Source organism: Polaribacter sp., assembly GCF_049276715.1.
In the GTDB taxonomy this organism is placed as follows: domain Bacteria; phylum Bacteroidota; class Bacteroidia; order Flavobacteriales; family Flavobacteriaceae; genus Polaribacter.
The window spans coordinates 22845-45949 of the sequence record NZ_JBASWY010000020.1; the positions used below are offsets into that span (position 1 = coordinate 22845).

Sequence of the window (23105 nt, forward strand, 5' to 3'; positions counted from 1 at the left end):
CCAACCCTTTTTCTATTTTTAAATACTTTTTACCAACCGAATAAATTCTGCTCTGTAGCCATTTTCATCTTTTCCTCTTCCATTTTCTGCTAACTCAATAATTTCTCTATTTTTTATATTTTTATAATATTGAGATTTTCTTAATTTCATTCCAAAAAGTGCCACTGCAGAAGCAAATTTTAAATCTTCAGAAGCTGTTTCTAAAACATCTTTTTGTGTGTGAATCATTTCTATGCTTTTATCTTCAGATGGTTTTTTGTATCGAAATTTAACTGTAAACAACTCATCAGAAATTAATTGATTTACATCATTATTAGAATATTTTAATTCTGGAACTTCTTTTAAAAATTGATTTTTATCGCCTTTTAAAATAATTTCATACAAGGCAGTTACTTTATGTCCAGAGCCTAATTCTCCAGCATCTTTTGTGTCATCTATAAAATCTTCATCTTCCAATAGTCTGTTTTCATATCCAATTAATCTATATCCTTCTACTTTGTTTGGGTTGAATTCAATCTGAATTTTTACATCTTTTGCAATTGTATGCAAAGTACCTCCAAATTCTTCACCTAATACTTTTTGAGCTTCTTGCATAGTATCTATGTAAGCATGATTTCCATTGCCTTTATCAGCTAAAATTTCTAATTTAGAATCTTTGTAATTGCCCATACCAAAACCTAAAACTGATAGAAATACGCCTGATTTTCTTTTTTCTTCAATAAGTTCTTCCATTTTTTTATCACTCGAAAAACCAACATTAAAATCTCCATCTGTAGCCAGAATTACTCTATTATTACCGTTTTTCTTAAAGTTTTTCTCAGCTAATTTATAAGCTAATTCAATTCCTCTTCCACCAGCAGTAGAACCTCCAGATTCTAAATTATTTAAAGCTTTTAATATGGTTTCCTTTTCGTTTCCAGAAGTTGGTTTTAAGACAACTCCAGCAGCTCCAGCATACACAACAATTGAAACTTTGTCTTGTTTTCTTAATTGATTTACCAAAAGTTTAAAAGCTGATTTTAATAATGGAAGTTTATTTTGAGAGCCCATAGAACCAGAAACATCTATTAGAAAAGTTAAGTTAGATGCTGGTAAATTCTCTTGCTCAAAAGTTTTTCCTTGCAAACCAATTCTAACTAATTTTGTATTGTTATTCCAAGGTGTGTTTACATATTCTGTATTGATAGAAAACGGATGAACATCTTTTGGCTGAGGATAATTGTAATCGAAATAATTAATCATTTCTTCAATTTTTACTGCATTTACAGGAATTTTTTCACCATTATTAATCATTCTCCTAACATTGCTATAAGATGCTTTATCAACATCAATTGAGAAAGTTGATAAAGGTGCTAAACCAACTCTTTTAAATTGATTCTCTTTAATTTCTGCATAAGATTCATCGTTTTCAATGTTATAATTTCCTTTTTTTGTAGTGATTATAATACATCCATTTGCTGCAGAATTTCCATATAAACTAGTTGCATTATTTCCTTTTAGAACATCAATCTTTTCAATGTCCTTTGTATCAATATATTTAGCAAGATTATTATTTTGATTTACAGGAACTCCATCAACAATATATAATGGTTCCCTATTATTATTTGGAGAACTATAACCTCTAATAATTATACTATTATTTGAACCTGGAGAACCACTAGATTGAAGAACAGTTACACCAGCAACTTCACCTTTTAAAGCTTGGTTAATATTTGAATAATTGGATTTACTTCTTTCAGTTTTAATTAGTGAGGTTGCAGAACCAGTATAACTCCTTTTTGTAGTTGTTCCATAACCAACTATTACAATTTCATCCAAAACACTAGCATCTTCTAACATCAATACGTTTATGATAGATGACGTTTCAACAGTTTTTTCGACAGTTACGAAACCTAAATATCTATAAACCAAAATATCTCCTAAATTAGCAGTTATAGAATATTTTCCATCAAAATCTGATTTTGTTCCATTAGTAGTTCCTTTAACAATGATAGAAACTCCAAGTAAAGCTCCTGATGAATCTGAAACGATCCCTGTAATATTTTTCTCCTGAGAGTTTGCAATTGATATTCCAAATATCAACCAAACGAAAATTAGTTTTTTCAACATCCTTATAGTTTTAAAGTTGATCTAAAACTAATAATACTATAAAGTTTAAAAAATAAGCAATGAGTTAACACGACTTTTTTAGAAGTAAAAGTGTGTTTTTATTTAGTGAAGATTTTCTCTAATGTTTTTTTTCTTTGAACTTTACCTGTTGAAGTTTCTATAAATCTATTGATAAAATAAATTTCTTTTGGTAGCTCAAATTTATCTAAACCTACTTCTTTCGAATTGATTTGACATTTCTCTCCTTCTACAATCAAAATTAATTTCTCTCCTAATTTTTCATCAGAAATACCTGCAACAAAAAATCGTTTTTTAATAATTTTCGATAATTTTTCTTCTATTTTTTCTGGATGTAATTTAATTCCTCCAGAATTTATAACATTATCAAAACGTCCTAACCATTCAAAATGTATATCACTAATTAGATCTACAACATCGTTCGTAAACACAATTTCTTCGGATATTTTTTTAGCCTCAATTACCAAGCAATTTCGTTGGTCTTTGTAAATAGTTACATTTGGTAAGACTTGATAATAAGACTCACCAATTGCACCTGTTTTATTCTTTGAAAAATGATTCAGCTTTTTAACAGCAATATGTGTAATGGTTTCTGTCATTCCATAAGTTGCAAAAACTTGAGTAGAAATATCTTGTAATTTTTCTTGTAATGAATTGGAAACAACTCCTCCTCCAACAATCAATTTTTTAATCAAATTTATTTTTGAAAGTGAATTTTCTAATTGCAAAGGAACCATTGCAGAAAAATCGTATGACTTATTCAACCCTTCTAAAGGATTCGAATTTGCTTCAACAACATCTAATTGCCAACCTAAAGATAAAGCTCTAATCAACATCATTTTACCTGCAATATATGCAATTGGCAAACACATGAAAGCTGTTGTATTTTCTTGTAAATTAAAAAAATCACCTGTTGCTTTTGCAGAATTCACCATCAATTCTTTTTGTAATAAAATAGGTTTTGGTTTTCCAGTAGAACCCGATGTTTTTACCAGCAAAGTTTTATCATCAGAAAACCATGCTTCTAAAAAAGTGTAAATTTCTTCAGATATTGTTTTTGAATATTCTAAAATTTCATCCGAAGAAGAAAAAGAACATCCATTTAATTGAAAATTTTTATGAAAATTACTTGGCTCCAATTTCATCTAAAACTCTATAATTTTCTTTAAAATTCACAGGTTCGACTATTTTTCCAGTTAATTTTTCTTTCCAATTTGTCCATTTATATTTTTTCGTAAAAACAAAAAGTAATATTGGAAAAACAACAAAAATGGGTAAATAAACATCTAAGCCCAAAGCTGGCTCAGATAAATCTATTAAGACTGAATCCGTTTGAAAAACAGTCCAATCTGCAGTAACTAGTAATGCAGTAAATAAATTATTTGCGGCATGAAAACCCAGAGCCAATTCTAGACCTTCGTCCATTAAAGTTAAAATTCCTAGAAATAAACCTGTACCTATATAATAGGTTAAAATGCCATAACCCAATTTAGAAACTTCAGGATTTGCAATATGCAATAAACCAAATATAACAGAGGTTGTTATTAATGGAAACCATCTATTTTTAGTTGCTACACCCAAACCTTGCATTAAATATCCTCTAAAAAAATACTCTTCGAAACTAGTTTGTAAAGGAATTAATATAACCCCAATTAAAGCTAGCATCAAAAATTTGTCTAAATTAAAATTCCATTGATAATTTTCTGGTGATGCATAATAATCTATTATCAGAAAAATTGTAGTAACAATTCCCCATAAAAAAAACGCAAAAAATATACGTTTCCAATCTGTTTTTTTTCTGGAAGTTGTTATCGAAGTTATAGTTTGTTGATGCACATACTTTACCCAAAAAAGAAGAGCTATTAAACCGATAGCGAAAGGAATTAAACTTTCCAGTAAAAATTGACTTGCTCCTTTTGTTGCTATTTGATCTTTTAATAATTGCTCTATATCAAAGTTCGGATCTAAATTTTCCATAACAATTAATGCCACAAAATTTAGTGCCATCAACCCGAAAAATAAACCTGCAAAAATGAGGTATTTCCACATTCCTAATTTTCCTGTATATGCTTGTTGTATATAATTCATTTTTATAAATTAAAATCCCATTTTAAAGCTGGGTTGTATTGTAAATGTCCGTTTTTAACTTGTAAAGGACTCTCAAAATTATTTATAAATAAACCTCCAGTGCCTAAACCTTGGGGTAAATTATTTTTTAGAGTATAAGTAAACTGCGCAATAGCACTCAGCCCAACATTACTCTCTAAAGCAGAGGTAATCCACCAACCACAATTGTTTTCTTCTGCGAATTTAATCCATTCTTTGCTACCTGCAAAACCACCTATTAAACTCGGTTTTAAAATGATGTATTGAGGCTTAATTTCTTCTATTATTTTCTTCTTTTCTTTGGATGAAAAAACACCAATTAACTCTTCATCTAGTGCAATTGGCAAAGGTGTTTTGGCACACAATTCAGCCATTTCTTGAACTTGACCTTGTTTGATAGGTTGCTCTATAGAATGGATTTCTAAGGATGATAAAACTTTTAATTTTTCTAGAGCATTCTCAGGAGTAAAAGCACCATTTGCATCCACTCTTAATTCAATTTCCTTGGATGAAAATTCTTTTCTGATTGATTTTAAAAGTGCTATTTCTTCATCAAAATTAATGGCTCCAATTTTCATTTTAATACAAGAAAAACCTGTTTCCAATTTTTCTTTAATTTGCTTTTTCATGAACTCTTTTTCGCCCATCCAAATTAAACCATTAATAGAAATTACATCTTTTCCTTCTGTAAATTCTGATGGAAAAAGTTCAAATTGAGTTTTACTTTTCAATGATAAAAAAGCTTGTTCTAAACCAAATTGAATTGAAGGGAAGTCAATGACTTCAGATAATAATTTTTCTAATCCTAAATTAATATTCTGACAAACCCAAATTAATTTTTCTTCATAATTAGTTACATCATCTATACTTAAACCTCTAAAAAGACCCGTTTCTCCAATTCCTTTTTTACCATTTTCTTCTAAAATGATAAACCAAGTTTCTTTTGTTTTTAAAATTCCACGTGAAGTTCCACTTGGATTTTTAAAGTTGAGAATGTATTTCTTATAGGTTGCTGTTATCAAAAGAAAATTATTGTTTTTCTACAAACTCTTTAAAATTATTTAAATAGGTCTGATCTTGGTTTTTAAAAGTTCCTTTAAAGTACGGAAAAATACACGCCATAATATAAGAATCGCTTTGGCAAGATGCATTTAAACTAATTGTTGTAATTCCATTATTTTGTTTAAAAACATAATCATCTGTTTTTAACATATTCTCAGCATCAAAAAATAAGGTTACTTTTTCATTCGGTACATAGGCCATTACTTTTTCTGTCATAGTAATTTCCTGACCTTGATTTTCTACGACAATTTTATAAGTACTTCCTGTTTTACCAACATTTTCGTTTAATACCTCAAAAGATTTCACTTCTGGAATCCAGTTTTTAATCTTTTCAGAGTTGTTAAAGGTTGTAAAAACTTCTTCTACAGATTTATTTACAGAAACTTCGGCTGTATAATTAACCTCTTTCACAATTAATCCTGTTGCAAAAAACACGACTACTAAAGCTGTTATAATGCCTAAAATTACTTTTATGGTTTTCATAATTATTTAAAATAAGGTGTTTCCAATTCCGAATAAAACAGCAAACAGAAAAGTGCTTAATGCTACTTTTTTAAGTTCTTTATCTAATTCTGCAGGAATTTTATTCTGTGCAACTGTTTTTATATTTTTAATTAAAGGAATAAATGCAATTAAAAAAAGCAGTTGATAAATAGATTCAAAATTTAAAAAAACATATATGAAAGCTGTTAATAAAGCTGCTAAAATTAAAAAATAATGATATTTTTTAGCATTCCCACTTCCTAATTTAACGACTAATGTATTTTTATTGTTCTTTTTATCTTCTTCTCTGTCTCGTAAATTATTCAAATTTAAAACAGCAGTGCTTAAAAGACCAATTGAAATTGCTGGTAAAAATATCTCGAAATTAAGCTGTTTTGTATATAAAAAATAACTTCCTACAACACTCACCAAACCAAAAAATAGAAATACAAAAACATCACCAAAACCAGAATAACCATAAGCTGAATTGCCAACTGTATATTTTATAGCTGCTGCAATTGAAGCAATACCTAAACCAAAAAATACAATTGAATATCCAAAATTTTCACTTCCAAACGCTACATAAATCAATAGTAGTGCAAAAATTAAAGTGATAATTGATGTAATTATCATCGCCATTTTCATTTGTTTTGGGGTAATCGCTCCAGAGGAAACCATTCTTGCCTCTCCAGTTCTGTTTTTGTCAGAACCTTTTATTCCATCACCATAATCGTTTGCAAAATTGGATAAAACTTGAAAACCGATTGTAGTTAAAATTGCTAACCAAAAAATTGGAGTTAGCCAAGTTATAATTTTAACACTGCCTATGGATATCGAATTTAAATAATCAACCCCTAAATACGAACCTACAATAATCCCTGAAACAGATAAAGGAAGTGTTCTTAAACGAGCTGCTTTTAAAAAACTTTTTACATCCATGCAGTTTGACTTGTTTCTACTTTGTATAAAGTATGATTATAGATTTTTACGGCTTCTTCTAATTTTATACAAGGAATTGTTATTTTACCTGATGCTGTTTGCATAATAAGATCTGCAACTTTGCTTTTTTCTTGAAAAACTGTTTGCTTTAAATTAATATTTTGAACTTTAAAAAATTCTAAATAGGTTAAATGTGTTTCTATTAAACCACTTCCAACAATCAACATAGAATCAGATATTTTATAAAACTTCTTTTTTACTTTTTTAAGAATTAAAAATATAAATAAAGGAATTACAAAGATAAGCGAAAATAAAGTTTCATAAATTTGAAAGACACTTATAAAACCAACATAAAAAGAAATAGTTACTAGAAAAATGATATAAAACAACCTTTTCTTATAATAATAATCTGGATATTTATTTTCTGAGTTTTCTAAATCTGCCACATCAAATAAACTCGATTTTATGGTTTCTACCTGGTCTATTTTACAGCCAACAATTCTAATTAATTTATTTTTCTTTACATTTATTTTTCCGCTAACTGCTTGTTTAAAAGTGATGAAAGAAATACCAATAATTCTTTTAATTGGATTTGTAGAAATTGTAATATTCTGGATTTTTTGCTTTTTTAAAATGATTGATTTTTTTGTAAACAAACCTTGGTTTATTTCAAAAGCATCCTTTCTAACATAGGCAACCAAGTTAAAATGATTTAAAATAACTTTTACAAATGAGCTAATAAAAGCACTAATGATTAGCAAAATAAGAAAAAACACAAATACAGATATGCTTTTAGAAACTGCATTTGTGTTCTTGTCTATAAAGCCGTCTAATAATTCTCTACTGCCTAAACCATCAAAAATTTGCTGGATCTGCTGAAAGAATCCAATTAAAATAGCAAATAATAAAAATAAACTTTGCAAATGGTTTTCTGTTAAACTCACTTTTAACAATTCTAAAAACCCAATTTTAACTAACGGTTTTGCCTTCTCTTGTTTTTCGTCTATAACAACTTCACCTTTAGCTCTTTCTGTAATTATTTTTTTTAAAGCTTCTGCCTTTTGTAACGAAACCGCTTTTATTGATATTTCTGTTTTACTAGAACCCGCAGTTTCCAGGCTTACCTCAAAAACATTAATAATTTGCTGAATTAAATTTTGCTTAAAGTTTACATTTTGTATTCTTTCAAAAGGTATTGAAGTATTTGTTTTTTTTAGTATCCCTTGTTTTAAAATAAAATGTTCATCTTCTATTTTAAAAAGAAAATTTTTATAAATTAGATACGCTCTTCCTAAAAAGAACAATAATAAAAAAACAGTTCCTGCATAAATATAATTCGTTTTTACATCAGAAAACTTGGATAAATCTTTAAAAATTAAGAACAATAAAATCCAAGAAATTTTTAAAAACTTATAAATTTGACCAATATAAATAACTAAAATACCTTTTACAGATTGTCTTGAATAATTAGAAAAATCGAAAGAATTACTCATCAATTTTAATGCTAATAAATTCTTTAATTTTTGTTGCATTCTCTAAAGTAATGCCTTTTATCATTAAATCGTCACTACTATCTCCTGCAGTAAAAACACTTATAGAAGCCAAATTAAAAATTCTAGAAATTGGTTTTTCATCGATTTCTATATGTTGAATTCTAGAAAAAGGAACTGTGGTAATTTTTTTCACTAAAATGCCACGCTTGTAAGAAATATCTTTATCTCTAACTGCATATTTCCTTTTTGAGAAACTAAAATATAAATAGCTATAAAGCAAGGAAAAAAAGAATATTAAACCAAAATAAAAGTAAATAACGTATGGTTTAAATTCATCCTCAAAAACCCAAAAGTGCAGAAAAATTAACGCTGTTAGAAAAACAAAAAACACTATAAAAGTATTGATACTAATTACTTTAAAATATTTTTTATTGATTTTTATAAAATCAATTTTTGTAATATCTGGTAATTCTGAAACAACATTATTTTTAAAATCTGTCATTCCTAATTACAAATTATTTGCTTCCGCAATTAATTCTGCAATATCTTTAACAATAACTTCTGCTTCTTTTTCTTTAAATTTAATACCATCTGTCATCATAGTATTGCAATAAGGACAACCTGTAGCAATAATATTAGGTTTGGTTTCTAAAGCATCTTCTGTTCTTAAAATATTTACTTCTTTATCTCCAGGTTCTGCATCTTTAAACATTTGTGCACCTCCAGCACCACAGCATAAAGCTGTAGATTTGTTGCGTTTCATTTCTGTAAGGTTTACGCCTAATCTTCTAATTAAATCTCTTGGAGATTCGTAAACTTCATTAGCTCTGCCTAAATAACAAGGGTCATGAAAGGTAACTCTCTTTCCTTTTAAAGTAGTTGCATCTATTTTTAAACGACCTTCAGAAATTAGTTTTTGTATGAATTGGGTGTGATGAAAAACTTCATATTTTCCACCCAAAGAAGGATATTCGTTTTTTAAAGTATTAAATGAATGAGGATCGCAAGTCACAATTTTTTTAATTTCATAACCATTTAGAACTTCGATATTCATCATGGCTTGCATTTGAAACAAAAACTCATTTCCAGCTCTTTTTGCTGCATCTCCAGTTGATGATTCTTCAGCACCTAAAACTGCAAAATCTACATTGGCTTGATGTAATATTTTTACAAATGCTCTTGATATTTTTTTTGCTCTATCATCATAACTTCCTGCAGCACCCACCCAAAACAACACTTCTGGTTGTTTGCCTTGAGCCATCATATCTGCCATTGTTGGTACATTCATTCTCTGTGGTTTTTAGTTGTTAGTCTTTAGTTATTAGTATTGTACTTAAACTAAAAATTCATCATTAAAAATTATTTTATTCTTCGTTTGCCCAATTTAATCTGTCTTGCTGATTGTAAGGCCAAGGTGCTCCATTGTTTTCGATGTTCGTCATCATCATATTTAATTCTTGTGGAGCAGCACTTTCTTCCATCACCAAATATCTTCTCATATCCATTATTATAGAAAGTGGATCTATATTTACAGGACATTCTTCTACACAAGCATTACAACTTGTACACGCCCAAAGTTCTTCTGGAGAAATGTAATCGTTTAAAAGTTGTTTTCCATCATCTACAAAAGTTCCTTTGTTTGCATCTATATTTCTACCCACTTCTTCTAGCCTGTCTCTTGTATCCATCATAATTTTACGTGGAGACAATTTTTTACCTGTTAAATTTGCAGGACAAGATGATGTACATCTTCCACATTCTGTGCAGGTATAGGCATTTAATAATTGCACCCAGTTTAAATCGGTTACATCTGAGGCACCAAATTTTTCTGGAACAGCTTCTTCTACTCCTTCTTCTGGCATTGCATAAGGATCTGCATCTGGATCCATCATTAGTTTTACTTCTTTAGTAACTGCCTCTAAATTATTGAATTGACCTTTTGGGTTTAAATTTGCAAAATAAGTGTTTGGAAACGCTAAAAGAATGTGCAAATGTTTTGAATAGTATAAATAGTTTAGGAAAGTTAAAATTCCTAAAATATGAATCCACCAAGCTGTTCTTTCTATTATATGAATTGTTTCTGGGGAATAACCATTGAAAATAGGAACTAAAAATTGACTAATAGGATTTCCAATTCCTGCTTCTTGAAAAGGTGCATCTGTAGCGTTCATCACTAGGAATAATGTCATTAAAACCATTTCAAAATACAGAATGTAATTCCCATCATTCTTAGGCCAGCCTTTCATTTCTGTGCTCAAAAAACGCTTTATGTTTGATACATTTCTACGAGTCCAAAAAAGAATAACAGCAATAAAAACTAATGCTGCTAAAATTTCGAATGTTCCAATTAAAAATGCATAAAAACTATTGCCAATAATGTCTTGGAAAACTCTGTGTGTACCTAATAAACCATCTATAATAATTTCTAAAACTTCGATATTTATGATGACAAAACCTACATAGACAATAATATGAAGAAAGCCTGAAAAAGGTCTTTTCACCATTTTTGATTGGCCAAGAGCAATCATCATCATATTTTTTAAACGTTCAGATTTTTTGTCTGTTCTGTTAACATCTTTTCCTAAATTGATGTTTCGTAATAATTTTCTGATATTCATTACAAAAAAACCAATTCCTGTAATTAGGGCAATAGCAAATACTATGTTTGGTAAATACTGCATTTTATTATTTTAAGGTATTTTAAAAAAATTTACTCTTTTATTATTAGCAAACTATCTGGTAGTGATGGTTCATAATCCTTTGGTTTTTTACCAAATAAAGAGAAATGAACATATCTTTTTGGATTCAATTTTAAGTCTCTTAATAATTGTTCTAATTCTTTTGTAGCTGCTTCTATATTGTTGTATAGTTTATCATCATTCATTAACTTGCCTATAGAGCCGTCTGTAGAATTTAATTTTTTAGATAATTCATTAAAATTATCTACAGCGTTTTCTGCCTTTTTAACAATGTTTTCTATATCAATAGCACTTAAATTTTCTGATACTTTACTAAAATTTTCTGTGATATCTTTTGCATTAGAAATGGTAGATTTTAAGTTTACTTGATTTTCGACCACTATTAAATTTACAGATTGTATGGTTTGTCTTAATTCCGAAATTAAGATAGCTATATTTTTTACAGATGCATTTACACTCTTTATGGTTTCCTCATTTAATAATTTATTAATACCGCCAAATAAGGTGTCTGCTTTTACAATTGCGCTTTCAATTTTTGTTTGTAAAGGGTCTAATCTTTCACCTATAGAAGTAAATAAACTTTCTTCTATTTCACCTAGCAAAGTGTCACCAGTTAAAGCTGTTTCTCCTTCGTAATTTGGCACTATTGCTAAGTTAGAGTTTGCTAAAGGATTTGGAGAATATATTTTTACAATACTTTTTTTAGAAAATTCAAAATCGTTTTCAACCGAAAAAGTTACAATTAATTGTCCTTTTTTTTCTTTAGATTGATCTAATACGATATCTACTACTTTGCCTACTTTTAAGCCATTTAAAGTAACTAAACTTGCTCTGGTTAAACCTCCAATATTGTTATATTCTACATTAAAATATCTAGCTTTACCATCAAATAAATCGTGCCCTTTTAAAAAGTTAAATCCCCAAACAAAAGCAACTATAATTGAGGTTACTATAATTCCAATTTTTAATTCTTTTGACATACCTAGTAATTTTACAACAATATTACTAATAATTTTTGGGAGTTTCTAAAGAACCAGTTCATTTTCTTGCTTCGCTCACAGATACTTTTTCTCCGTTTTTAAATGCTACTATAAATGCTGATTTATATCCTTTTTGTTGCGCTACTTCTAATGATTTTAAAGCTTCGTTATAATTAGCGCTGTTACCATAATAATACTTATAATACTCCCCTAATTCTACAATTTCAACATCTTCTAAACCTTTAAAGTTATAAGGTTTTGTAGAGATTTTATTTTTACCTGATGCAATTTGAACTTTAAATTCAATTCCATTTTGTTTTTCTTTTTCTTTTTCTAAACCTGCACCATCAGCTATTTTGTTGGCTACAGTATTTAATTTTAAATTACTAATATAATTTTTAATAGCATCAGCAATTGACTTTCCCATTTGCTTTTGCCCTATTTTAGAATTCAGAAATTTTCCTTCATATTTATTTGTTAAAAAACCCAATTCTATTAAAACACTAGGCATAATAGTTTCTCGTAAAACTTGAAAATTATCTTGTTTAACTTTTCGATCATTTCTGTTTAACTTCAGTGCAAAGTTGTTCTGTATTAAACTAGCAATTTCTAAACTTTTGTCTAAATTTTCTTCTTGTAAAAGAGACAACCCAATTACAGATTCAGCAGAATTAGGATCAAAACCCTTATATCTTTCTTTATAATTATCCTCTAAAAGAACCACTGCATTTTCTCTCTTTGCAATCTCTAAGTTCATTTTATTACCTCTTAAACCTAGTACAAAGGTTCCTGCTCCATAAGCGTTTGTGGTATGAGAATCGCAATGAATGGATACAAATAAATCTGCTTTTGCAGCATTAGCAACATCACCTCTCTTCCAAAGATCTATAAAAACGTCTGTATCTCTTGTGTAAATTACTTTAATATCATCCTTTTTCTCTAGCTCTTTACCTACTATTAAAGCTACCTCTAAAGCAATATCTTTTTCTTTAAATCCGTTTCCTAAATTTCCTGGGTCTTTACCTCCATGACCTGCATCTAAAACAATTGTATAGCTTTTTTGAGCTATAATTGATGTTGAAGATAAAAAAACGATTAAAGAAAGCCCTAAAAAAAATAGGTTTCTTAATTTGGTATTAAAATTGTTCAATTGTAGAAAATTCATCAATAAAATTTAACTAATTTTGGCATCTTAAATTTTTTATTTCAAATATTGAGCCATACTTTTACTCGTATACAAAAATAGTATTTATAGCATTGCAATCAAACCTATCATATATACTTTTATTTTGCTGCATCTTTTTTATAAAGATAGGTTACTCTCAAGATATAAAATCTAATGAGAAAATTATAATTAAGTCTGTAAAAAAAGATACAATTCTATCAATTAATAAAGACTCTTTATTATTACCCAAGAAAGACACGATACTATTCCCAAAAAAAGATTCTATACTTGAAAAAAAGATAGACACTATTTCTAAAGATTCCCTTGTTCTAAAAGAAACTATTGAAGACATCATAACACATATTGCAAAAGAATACACGATACAAAATGCCAAAGACAAAACTGTAACGCTTTTTGATGAGGCCAATATAACCTATACTGATATTGATTTAAAGTCTGGAATTATCATTGTAGATTATAAAAAAAGCACACTTTTTGCGAAAGGTATTATAGATAGCACTGGTTACATTCAAAGGCCCGTTTTTAAACAAGGTAATCAAGAATCTGTTCAAGATTCCATTTTGTATAATTTTAAGACCAAGCGTGCTTTAATTTATGGTTTAAAAACGAAACAAGGTGAAATGTTTACCTATGGTGAGAAAACGAAACGCGTAAACGACTCCACTATTTATATACGAAAAATTAGATTTACAACATCAGAGAAAGACAACAACCCAGATTATTACATATCTACAGATAGAGCGAAATTAGTGCCTGGTAAAAAAATTATTGTTGGTTTAAGTAATTTGGTTTTGGCAGATGTTCCTACACCTCTTTTTCTCCCATTTGCTTATTTTCCCATGAGCGAAACCAGTGTTTCTGGGTTTCTAATTCCTGCTTTCGATACTGGAAGTAGTAATAGAGGAATTGGTTTTCAGAATGGAGGTTATTATTTTGCCCTTAGCGAATATTTTGATTTAACTGTAACTGGTGATGTTTATTCTAATGGAAGTTGGGGTTCTAGATTCAATTCTAATTACAACAAACGTTATAGATATAATGGAACTTTTAGTTTGAATTTTGAAAATATTATCAGCGGTATTCGAGGCTTTGATAATTTTTCGAAAGCGAATAATTTTAATATTCGATGGAACCACAATCAAGATGGTAAAGCCAGTCCTAATTCAAGATTCTCAGCATCTGTAAATGTTGGTAGTAGTCGTTTTTTTAGAGAATCTTTAAATCAGTTTAATGTTTCACAATCACAAAATAACACGTTCAATTCTTCTGTAAATTATAGCAAAACCTTTGTTGGAACTCCATTTAATATGGCTGTTACTGCTTCTCATCAGCAAAATACCAACACAGAGCAAATTACCATGACTTTGCCTTCGTTAACTTTAAATATGAATAGAGTATATCCTTTTGTAGGAAAAAATGGTATTAAAAAAACAGCTATTCAAAAAATGGGTTTTAATTATAACATGCAGGGTCAATATTTAATTAACACAACAGATGATGAGTTTTTTACGCCCAAAATGTTTAAAACTGCGAAATCTGGAGTTACTCATAAAACTGGTACTAATACAAACATGAAAGCTTTTAAGTATTTTACCTTGTCACCCAGTGTTAGTTATGAGGAAACTTGGAATTTTAATTATATAGAAAAAAATTACGATGCTGTTAATAACGAAGTTGTTATAGATTCGCTAAATGGTTTTAAAGCTTTTAGAACTTATAATTTTGGAGTAAGTTTATCAACAAATATATATGGTACTTTTAATTTTAAAAAAGGAAGATTAAAAGCGTTAAGACATACGTTTAGACCAACTGTCTCCTACTCCTACAGACCCGATTTTGGCACAAAATTCATAAAACAAGTTCAGCAAAGTACAGACCCATTAGATCTGGCTAATTACACTATTTTCGATCAAAGTTTATATAGAGCACCTTCTACAGGAATTAGTAATTCCATTGGTATTTCTTTAAATAATGTATTAGAAGCTAAAGTTGCACCTAAAGATCCTGACAGTGATAAAGAAGATGAAAAGATTATGATATTAAACAATCTAAACTTTAATACATCTTATAATATTGCAGCAGACAGTTTACGATGGTCTAACGTAACTTTTAATGCAGGTACAAGATTGCTTAAAGACAAATTAGCTTTAAATGTAGGTGGTGTTCTAGATCCTTACCAAGTTGTGGAAGTGAATGGAAATGCTGTTAGAATAAATAAATTCAATCCTAATATATTTAGGTTAACTAGCTTAAATTTAACCGCCAATTATTCTATTTCGAGTACCGATTTTGATAAGAAAGACAAAGACGAGAAAAAAGAAGATACTAAGAATGGAAATGGTGCAAATAATCCTGTAGATACAATGGGTGCAGATATAGATCCTACCAACAGAAGACTTGCAGGGCAAAATAGTAACAATACTAATAGTGGAGGTGGCACCACAAAAACAGAACTTTACAGATCAAAAATTCCTTGGTCTATAAATTTAATCTATTCTGCAAATTATACAAATAATGGCATTACTCCTAGTTCAATTGGTGTGCATACTGTTGGTTTTAGTGGAAATGTGGATTTATCTCCAAAATGGAAAATAGGTTATTCTTCTGGTTACGATATTAAAAATGGTGCATTCTCTTTTTCAAGATTTAATTTTACAAGAGATTTAGATAGTTGGCAATTTAATTTTAACTGGGTTCCTTTTGGTACAAATTCTTCTTACACCTTTTTTATTGGCGTAAAATCATCAACGTTAGCAGATTTAAAGTGGGATAAAAATAAACCACCAGATAGAAGATTGTTTTAGTTAGCAGTTAGCAGTTAGCAGTTAGCAGTTAGCAGTTAGCAGTTAGCAGTTAGCAGTTAGCAGTTAGCAGTTAGCAGTTAGCAGTTAGCAAAAATAAAAAGACTTCGACAAGCGCAGTCTGACATTCGTTAAAACTTATCAACTTTGAAACTTTGAAACTTTGAAACTTAAAAAAAATGAAAAAAATAATAATAACACAAAAAGCACCTGCTCCAATTGGGCCTTATAGTCAGGCAATTTTAAGCGGAAATACTTTATATACTTCTGGTCAAATTGCTATAAACCCAAAAACTGGAGAATTGGTTTTATCATCTATTAAAGCTGAAACGAAACAAGTAATGGAAAACATGAAAGCAGTTTTAGCTGCTGCAGAAATGACTTTCGAAAACGTAGTAAAAACATCAATCTTTATTTCTGATATGCATAATTTTACAGAAATAAACTCGGTTTATGCTGAGTATTTTAACAAAGAAACTGCACCTGCAAGAGAAACTGTAGAAGTTGCAAACTTACCTAAATTTGTGAATGTAGAAATTAGTATGATTGCTGTTAAATAGTGGTTAGTGGTTAGTGGTTAGTGGTTAGTGGTTTGAAAAATAAAAAAACCTGATAGATTTAATTTTCTATCAGGTTTTAAATTTTATATAAAATTGTAATTACTACAAACTAGCAGCATATTCTACTAAGTCAACAATTTTTGTTGAGTAACCCATTTCGTTATCATACCAAGAAACAACTTTTACGAAATTATCGTTTAAAGAAATACCTGCATTTGCATCGAAAATAGAAGTTCTTGTATCTCCTACGAAATCTTGAGAAACTACTAAATCTTCTGTGTAACCAACAATTCCTTTTAATTCATCGCTTTCTGAAGCTGCTTTCATAGCTGCACAAATTTCTGCATAGGTTGCTGGTTTTGCTAACTTCACAGTTAAATCTACAACAGAAACATCCATAGTTGGTACTCTAAAAGCCATACCTGTTAATTTTCCATCTAATTCTGGAATTACTTTCCCAACTGCTTTTGCAGCTCCTGTAGAAGAAGGAATAATATTGTGAACTGCTGCTCTACCCCCTCTCCAATCTTTTGCAGAAGGACCATCTACAGTATTTTGAGTTGCAGTTGTTGCATGAACAGTTGTCATTAAACCTTCTACAATTCCGAAATTATCATTTAAAACTTTAGATAAAGGCGCTAAACAGTTTGTTGTACAAGATGCATTAGAAAATATTTTTTGATCTGCTTTTAATTCTTTGTGGTTTACACCCATCACAAACATTGGTGTATGGTCTTTAGAAGGCGCAGATAAAACTACTTTTTTAGCGCCAGCTAATAAGTGTTTACCAGCAGTTTCTTCTGTTAAGAAAAATCCTGTAGACTCGATTACATATTCTGCACCAACTTCATCCCACTTTAAGTTTGCTGGATCTCTTTCTGCAGTAATTCTAATTTCGTTTCCGTTTACAACTAATTTACCATCTTTAACCTCTACTGTTCCATTAAACGCTCCATGAACAGAATCATATTTTAACATGTAAGCTAAATAATCTACTTCTAATAAATCGTTAATAGCTACTACTTGTACATTATCTCTTAATACCGAAGATCTAAAAGCTAATCTTCCTATTCTACCAAATCCGTTAATTCCTATTTTAATCATTCTATCTTTATTTTAAATATTTATGTGGTCATTATATCTGACACACGAATTAATTCTTTATTTATTTTTGATTGTCCTTTAATCGCTTTTGCTAATGGCGTCACTGCAATTTTATCATTTAAAAGACCAACCATTAAATTCGATTTTCCTTCTAACAAACTTTCTACAGCTTTTACACCCATTCTACTTGCCAAAACTCTATCAAAACAAGAAGGAGAACCACCTCTTTGCATATGCCCTAACACAGATACTCGAACATCGTATTCTGGCAAATGTTCGTTTACATAATCTTTTAATTCAAAAACATTTTTACCTGTTTTATCGCCTTCTGCAACGATTACAATACTGGAAGATTTACCAGATTCTTTACTTCTTTTTAAAGAGTCTAATAAACGTTCTAATCCTAAATCTTCTTCAGGGATGAGTATTTCTTCTGCTCCTGCACCAACTCCAACATTTAAAGCAATATGGCCAACATCTCTACCCATAACTTCGACAAAAAATAATCTGTTATGTGAAGATGCAGTATCTCTAATTTTATCAATTACTTCTACTGCATTATTTAAAGCAGTATCATACCCTAAAGTGTGCGAAGTACCAGCAATATCGTTGTCTATAGTTCCAGGAATTCCCATAATTGGAAAACCAAATTCTTTATTAAAAATTAATGCACCTGTAAAAGTTCCATCCCCACCAATAACTACTAAAGCATCTATATTTGCCTCTTTTAAGGCATCATATGCTTTTTTTCTACCTTCTTTGGTCATAAATTCTTTTGATCTTGCCGATTTTAAGAAAGTACCACCTTTGTTAATTATTCCTTTTACGCTACGTGCGTTTAATTCAATAAAATCGCCTTCAATCATCCCTTCATAACCTCTGTAAATTCCTGCACATTCTATTTTATAAAAAGCACAAGTTCTTACTACAGATCTAATTGCAGCGTTCATTCCAGGAGCATCACCCCCAGAAGTCATAACTCCTATTTTTCTTATTTTCTCCATAAATTTAATATTGTAAAATTAACTCTTTTTCGTCATTTAAAATAAAAAAATTACGAAAACGTTATAGCATATAACCCTTTGTTTTAAAAGGATTTTTAATTGGAAACTTAAAATCTTAACATAATAATAACTTACCTAATTTCCTTCGAAATTTATTAAATCTTTTGTTTTTAATTGGGTAGAATCTTTTTTCTTAATTGCCTCCTCGTTTTTCTTTTCTTTCCTTTTTAATCCGATTCTAGATAGTAATTCAGATAGTGTATTAAAATTTACTTGGTAAGATAAACCTACACCCTGTGTATAGCCTTCTTCTTGCTGAGAGTATTGAATTTCGTTTTGTCTATTAAATATAACCCCTCTAAAATTTCCTTCTTTATTTAATAAAACTTCAACCTTAACTTCACCCACAACACTTGCTTGTGTTTGATCTCCAATAGGAACACCAACCTTTCCATTTATAATTACTCTTTCGCTAACTTGTGTGCTTACAGATAAATCAACTTGATTATCAATATTTAATCTATCTATATCGCTTCCACTTAACCCTTGTTGATAATCGACACCCAATTGAAATTTACTGTCTGGACTATTTAAAAGGTTCGAAAATGCTGCTGCTATAGCACTGGAAGCTGTGCCTGTAAGCGCATTATTAACATCGAAAGTTACTCTATCTGGATTTCTAAAAGTATTAAAAGCCAATAAGGAAATAAACTGCGTCGTTTTTTCATTTACATTATTATCATTTAAAATAAACTCTAATTCATTTGCAATTGTTGGATCTACATTTGTTAGTTGTATGTCTAATTCTTGTTTCGAACTAAAAAGGCCTCCTGTTATTCTGGTTACCAAATCGATTTCTTCTTTTCGATTAGAATTAAAGTTTTGTAATAGAACTCCAGGATTTGCTTTTGCTTTGTATACAGCAACAACGTCTAAGTTTGCTTCAAAAGGGTTACCACTCCAAGAAACTACACCTCCTTTTTGTATAATAAATGGTTTGTTGATAATTCCTCCATATTTAAAATCATATACTCCACTGTCTATAGAATAATCTCCATACATGTTAAATTTACCACGTGTATTGATTAGAATTTGTAAATTTCCTGAACCTCTACCTGTTAATTGACTCCCATTCACTTCGTCTATAACTATTTGTGCGACAGCATCTTTAGTTACTTCCAAATCAATTTCTAAAGACAAGCCTTTTACAGCATTTTGTGCCAATAATTTTTGCCTATCTTCATTTTTAATTTTGTCGCTTTTAAAATGAATTAATTGATAGCTATCGACGGTTTCTATATCTTTTAAAGGAACTACAAACTTTGTTTTTGGATTTGTTTTTGCATTTACATTTATAGTTAATTGCTCTGTTAAACCAGAAATACTTGCAGAACCATCTATAAATGCAGTTCCATAATACAAAGCTTCTTCCGTATTTTTTGTGTCTAAGATTAATAAATTATCTGATGCTATTTCTAAATTTAAAAACCATTGTTCAAAATTTTGATGCGTAATATCACCCGTTAATTTTCCTCTTGTGCTGTATTTAGTATCTAACAATTGTACATCTTCTAAAATAAAAGATTGCTCTGATAAAGAGATAATTGATTCGCCTTCAAAATCATAATCAACATTAAGATAAGGGAATTTTAAACCTGCCTTTTTTAACCTTAACGTACCATCCATATCAGGGTTTCCTAAAAATCCTTTTAAATTAAAATCGCCAGAAACACTACCTCTAATAGACGATATAACATCTTGACCTAAAGGACTAAAGGCTTCTAACTGATAATCTTCTAAAAATATTTCTAAGTCTATTAAAGGTCTTTTACTTGAAAAATCTACAGATCCTGTTGCTGCAATGCTTTTTACTTTTTCGTTGTTTATAGATAAATCTACATCATATTTTTCGAAAGAATTATTTCCTTTTATATTGATGGCTAAATCGCCTTGTGTAAAATTATTTACTTGAAAATCTTTAATAACAAATACAGCTTCTGGACTATAAATATTATCTTTTTGAACAAAATCTAAATTCCCAGAAACTTTACCCCTTAATGCCAAACTATCTATTTCTGGTAAAAAACTTCTTAGTTTTACTTTGCTAAAATCTGCTAATAAAACTTTTTCAGAATCTCCTTTTAAACTTCCTGTAAATTCAATTTTTTGCTCTCCAGAAGTTATTTTAAACTGACTAAAGCTAAATTCATCTTTATTTAAATCGAATGTAATTCTATCTGTATTTTTTTTATCAGGATTAATTCTCCAAGCAGTTTCTTTAAACACAAATTTTGATTCTTCAAAACCAATAACAGATTTTCCTTCCTCGTTAAAAGTGTAAAAGAAATCTAAATTAAAATCTTCTTTTTCATCATTTTTGCCTTGAAACTCAGATTTAAAAAATAGGGTATCATTTTGAGTTCTATTTAGCAGATTCAATTTAGAAATATTATAATATTTCGTATTTACTTCTGATGCTGTTAAATGTGTATTATAGATCGGATTTTGGTTGTCTGTTCTTAATAAAATTTCTTTCACTTCATTGCCATAAGCATCTATTCTTGGCGAAGAAAGTGTAAGTCTAAGTAAATTTTTACTTGAAGCGATTTTACCCTTAATTTTTGTGTTATCATCTATAGAGATTTCTGGAAAAAAGACACTTACTATTTGATTGTAAATGGTAAAATTATAATCGATGAATTGATTAGGCTCTACTTTATAGGGTTTATAGTTTGTATAAATACTACCCAATGCATTTTGTGCAACATTAGGTAATTCTTCAAAAATAAATTTACCTTCTAAAAAACCGTTTGCAATGTCTTTAGATTCTAAATCTATTCTTTTAATACTATCTTTTACAGAAGACGAAACCTTAAATTCATCAAAGCTAAATTCCTTTTTTTCGTTGGTATAAAAAACATTTTTAAAGACCGCATTTCCAACAATATCGTTAAAGTTATTGCCTTCTATATCTAATTCTATTTTACCTTTTAACTCTGAAATACTATCTCTTGTAAAAAGATTCGTTTGTTTTAAGTTTAAATAAACAACATTGGTTTCAAAATCGAATTTATAAGTTTCTGAAGATAAATCTGCTAAACCATTAAAACTCATTTTAAAGTTGTCGTCATCAATTTTTAATTCACCATCAAATTTGTTATTTTGATATTGGCCATTTGCTGTAATCTTTTTATAAGTATACCCTTTAAATGCGAACTTAGATACTTTACCTACAAAAGAAGTATTTATATTTTCGAGTTTAAAACCAGCACCATTTACAACTCCATCCAAAGAAATAATGCCAAATAAAGGATCGTTAAAGAAATTGCCAATATTAAAGTTCTTAAATTGCACTTTACCACTATATTCTGCAAAATCGATGTTGTCTATATTTTCTATTTGTAAATCTGTATAGGCAGCACCAATATCAGAATTTAGTTTTATATCTGCCTGAATTTGGTCTGGTGTAACTTTAAACCTTCCTTGCAAAGAAAACTTGCCAAGTTTAATTAATTCTGATGGTACATTTTTACTTAAAACATCGGGTAATATATTTCTTAGTTCTATGTAAGTTGCTGTTAAATCTTTTAAATTTGCCTCAAATACAAAGCCCCTTTCTGTATTTACGGCATTTACAAAAGTTAAATCACCTTCAATTTTCAATCCTTTTTGTGATGATAAGTTTAGATTTGTAAGGTCGAAATTATTCAGTTTTCCATTAAAATTACCAGTAAAATCTAGCAAATCATTTCCACTTAATTCTTGGTAAAACTTCTTAATATCTTGAACTGCAATTTTACTATCTTTAAAATTAGCTTTAATGTTCACCTTATTATTAAAATCTACTAAATCTTCTCTTTTGTAAGTAAAGTCTATATCTCCCTTTATAATTGATTTTTTTGTTTCCAAAAGGGTATTTTTAAAATGCATGGCAGTTTTAGTATACTCAAAATCTGTGGTTAAATTGGCTACTTCTAAACCATTAAAATCTAAAAAATTTAATCCTCTAATATTCGTAGAAAAGTCAGGTCCTATAATTGAAAAATTCTGCAAATTACCCCCTGCATTAAAAACTTCGTAATTTAGAGAGTCTTTTTTATTTGCATCTGTTAATCTAAAATGAAGTCCGTTTAAATAGAGATTCGAAGTTTTTAGTACAAAAGGATTCGTGAGCGAATCTCTTGGTTTTCCATCATCGAAAGTATCAATAAAAACAGCAAGGTTATCATCAATTTCTCCTTTGTAGGTTTTCATATAAAAATCTACATCTTCTAAAGAAATATCTTTTAAAGAAACTTCATTATCTATAATTCTTTTAGCATTTAATAAAGTAGTTGTTAATTTTTTAGCAAAAATCAAAGTGTCTTTATGATGATCTCTAATTTCGATTCCCTTTAATTGTACATTTCCAAGAAACGATAAATCAACTTTATCAATAGAAATATTTGTATTAAAGTCTCTATTAATTTTTTCTGTTAAATGAGTTGCTATTTTAGTTTGCACAAAAGGAATAGAAAAAAAAACAAAAAGCAACAGCAAAAACAGCACAAAGTACCTAAGC

General features: G+C 29.1%; 17 protein-coding genes. 2 read left to right on the plus strand and 15 right to left on the minus strand.

The window, feature by feature from the left end; translation table 11 throughout:
* Positions 1–18: 18 nt before the first annotated feature.
* The 12 genes from WAO74_RS05060 to WAO74_RS05115 form a co-directional block, all read right to left on the minus strand.
* Complete coding sequence (locus tag WAO74_RS05060) at positions 19–2109, minus strand: YfbK domain-containing protein (RefSeq protein ID WP_422160087.1); 2091 nt, start codon at positions 2107–2109, stop codon at positions 19–21.
* Between the two features lie 98 nt (positions 2110–2207).
* A complete protein-coding gene (locus tag WAO74_RS05065) occupies positions 2208–3272 on the minus strand; it encodes an AMP-binding protein (RefSeq protein ID WP_422160088.1) in 1065 nt (354 codons plus the stop codon).
* A complete protein-coding gene (locus tag WAO74_RS05070) occupies positions 3253–4215 on the minus strand; it encodes a CPBP family intramembrane glutamic endopeptidase (protein WP_422160089.1) in 963 nt (320 codons plus the stop codon). Before WAO74_RS05070 ends, WAO74_RS05065 begins: the two co-directional genes overlap by 20 nt.
* Before the next feature lie 2 nt (positions 4216–4217).
* The gene (locus WAO74_RS05075; protein ID WP_422160090.1) at positions 4218–5255 is read right to left on the minus strand and encodes an o-succinylbenzoate synthase; all 1038 of its coding nucleotides are present in this window, start codon (positions 5253–5255) and stop codon (positions 4218–4220) included.
* Between the two features lie 7 nt (positions 5256–5262).
* The gene (locus WAO74_RS05080) at positions 5263–5778 is read right to left on the minus strand and encodes an SRPBCC family protein (protein WP_422160091.1); all 516 of its coding nucleotides are present in this window, start codon (positions 5776–5778) and stop codon (positions 5263–5265) included.
* 6 nt (positions 5779–5784) lie between these two features.
* Entirely contained in the window at positions 5785–6717 is a 933-nt protein-coding gene (gene menA / locus WAO74_RS05085; protein WP_422160092.1) for a 1,4-dihydroxy-2-naphthoate octaprenyltransferase, read from the minus strand.
* Entirely contained in the window at positions 6708–8249 is a 1542-nt protein-coding gene (locus WAO74_RS05090; protein WP_422160093.1) for a PH domain-containing protein, read from the minus strand. The genes menA and WAO74_RS05090 overlap by 10 nt, the downstream gene beginning before the upstream one ends.
* A complete protein-coding gene (locus WAO74_RS05095) occupies positions 8203–8712 on the minus strand; it encodes a PH domain-containing protein (RefSeq protein ID WP_422160094.1) in 510 nt (169 codons plus the stop codon). The genes WAO74_RS05090 and WAO74_RS05095 overlap by 47 nt, the downstream gene beginning before the upstream one ends.
* 6 nt (positions 8713–8718) lie before the next feature.
* On the minus strand, positions 8719–9498 hold the full coding sequence (locus WAO74_RS05100; RefSeq protein ID WP_422160095.1) for a (Fe-S)-binding protein: 780 nt from the start codon (positions 9496–9498) through the stop codon (positions 8719–8721).
* A 76-nt stretch (positions 9499–9574) separates the two neighbouring features.
* A complete protein-coding gene (locus WAO74_RS05105) occupies positions 9575–10891 on the minus strand; it encodes a 4Fe-4S dicluster domain-containing protein (protein WP_422160096.1) in 1317 nt (438 codons plus the stop codon).
* Positions 10892–10920: 29 nt separating this feature from the next.
* Positions 10921–11889 carry an MlaD family protein gene (locus WAO74_RS05110; protein ID WP_422160097.1) on the minus strand — a complete coding sequence of 323 codons (969 nt, stop codon included), beginning with the start codon at positions 11887–11889 and terminating at the stop codon, positions 10921–10923.
* 58 nt (positions 11890–11947) lie between these two features.
* The gene (locus WAO74_RS05115) at positions 11948–13054 is read right to left on the minus strand and encodes an N-acetylmuramoyl-L-alanine amidase family protein (protein ID WP_422160098.1); all 1107 of its coding nucleotides are present in this window, start codon (positions 13052–13054) and stop codon (positions 11948–11950) included.
* Between the two features lie 92 nt (positions 13055–13146).
* Between WAO74_RS05115 and WAO74_RS05120 the strand changes: the two genes are divergently transcribed.
* Together WAO74_RS05120 and WAO74_RS05125 are read left to right on the plus strand one after the other, a co-directional pair.
* On the plus strand, positions 13147–15879 hold the full coding sequence (locus WAO74_RS05120) for a putative LPS assembly protein LptD (RefSeq protein WP_422160099.1): 2733 nt from the start codon (positions 13147–13149) through the stop codon (positions 15877–15879).
* A gap of 176 nt (positions 15880–16055) precedes the next feature.
* Positions 16056–16436, plus strand: a complete 381-nt coding sequence (locus tag WAO74_RS05125; RefSeq protein ID WP_422160100.1) for a RidA family protein — start codon at positions 16056–16058, stop codon at positions 16434–16436.
* Between the two features lie 102 nt (positions 16437–16538).
* Here WAO74_RS05125 and gap read toward each other — a convergent pair whose 3' ends face one another.
* The 3 genes from gap to WAO74_RS05140 form a co-directional block, all read right to left on the minus strand.
* Positions 16539–17540 carry a type I glyceraldehyde-3-phosphate dehydrogenase gene (gap, locus tag WAO74_RS05130; protein WP_422160101.1) on the minus strand — a complete coding sequence of 334 codons (1002 nt, stop codon included), beginning with the start codon at positions 17538–17540 and terminating at the stop codon, positions 16539–16541.
* A 20-nt stretch (positions 17541–17560) separates the two neighbouring features.
* Positions 17561–18544, minus strand: a complete 984-nt coding sequence (pfkA, locus tag WAO74_RS05135; RefSeq protein ID WP_422160102.1) for a 6-phosphofructokinase — start codon at positions 18542–18544, stop codon at positions 17561–17563.
* A 135-nt stretch (positions 18545–18679) separates the two neighbouring features.
* The gene (locus WAO74_RS05140) at positions 18680–23047 is read right to left on the minus strand and encodes a translocation/assembly module TamB domain-containing protein (RefSeq protein WP_422160103.1); all 4368 of its coding nucleotides are present in this window, start codon (positions 23045–23047) and stop codon (positions 18680–18682) included.
* Positions 23048–23105 lie beyond the last annotated feature (58 nt).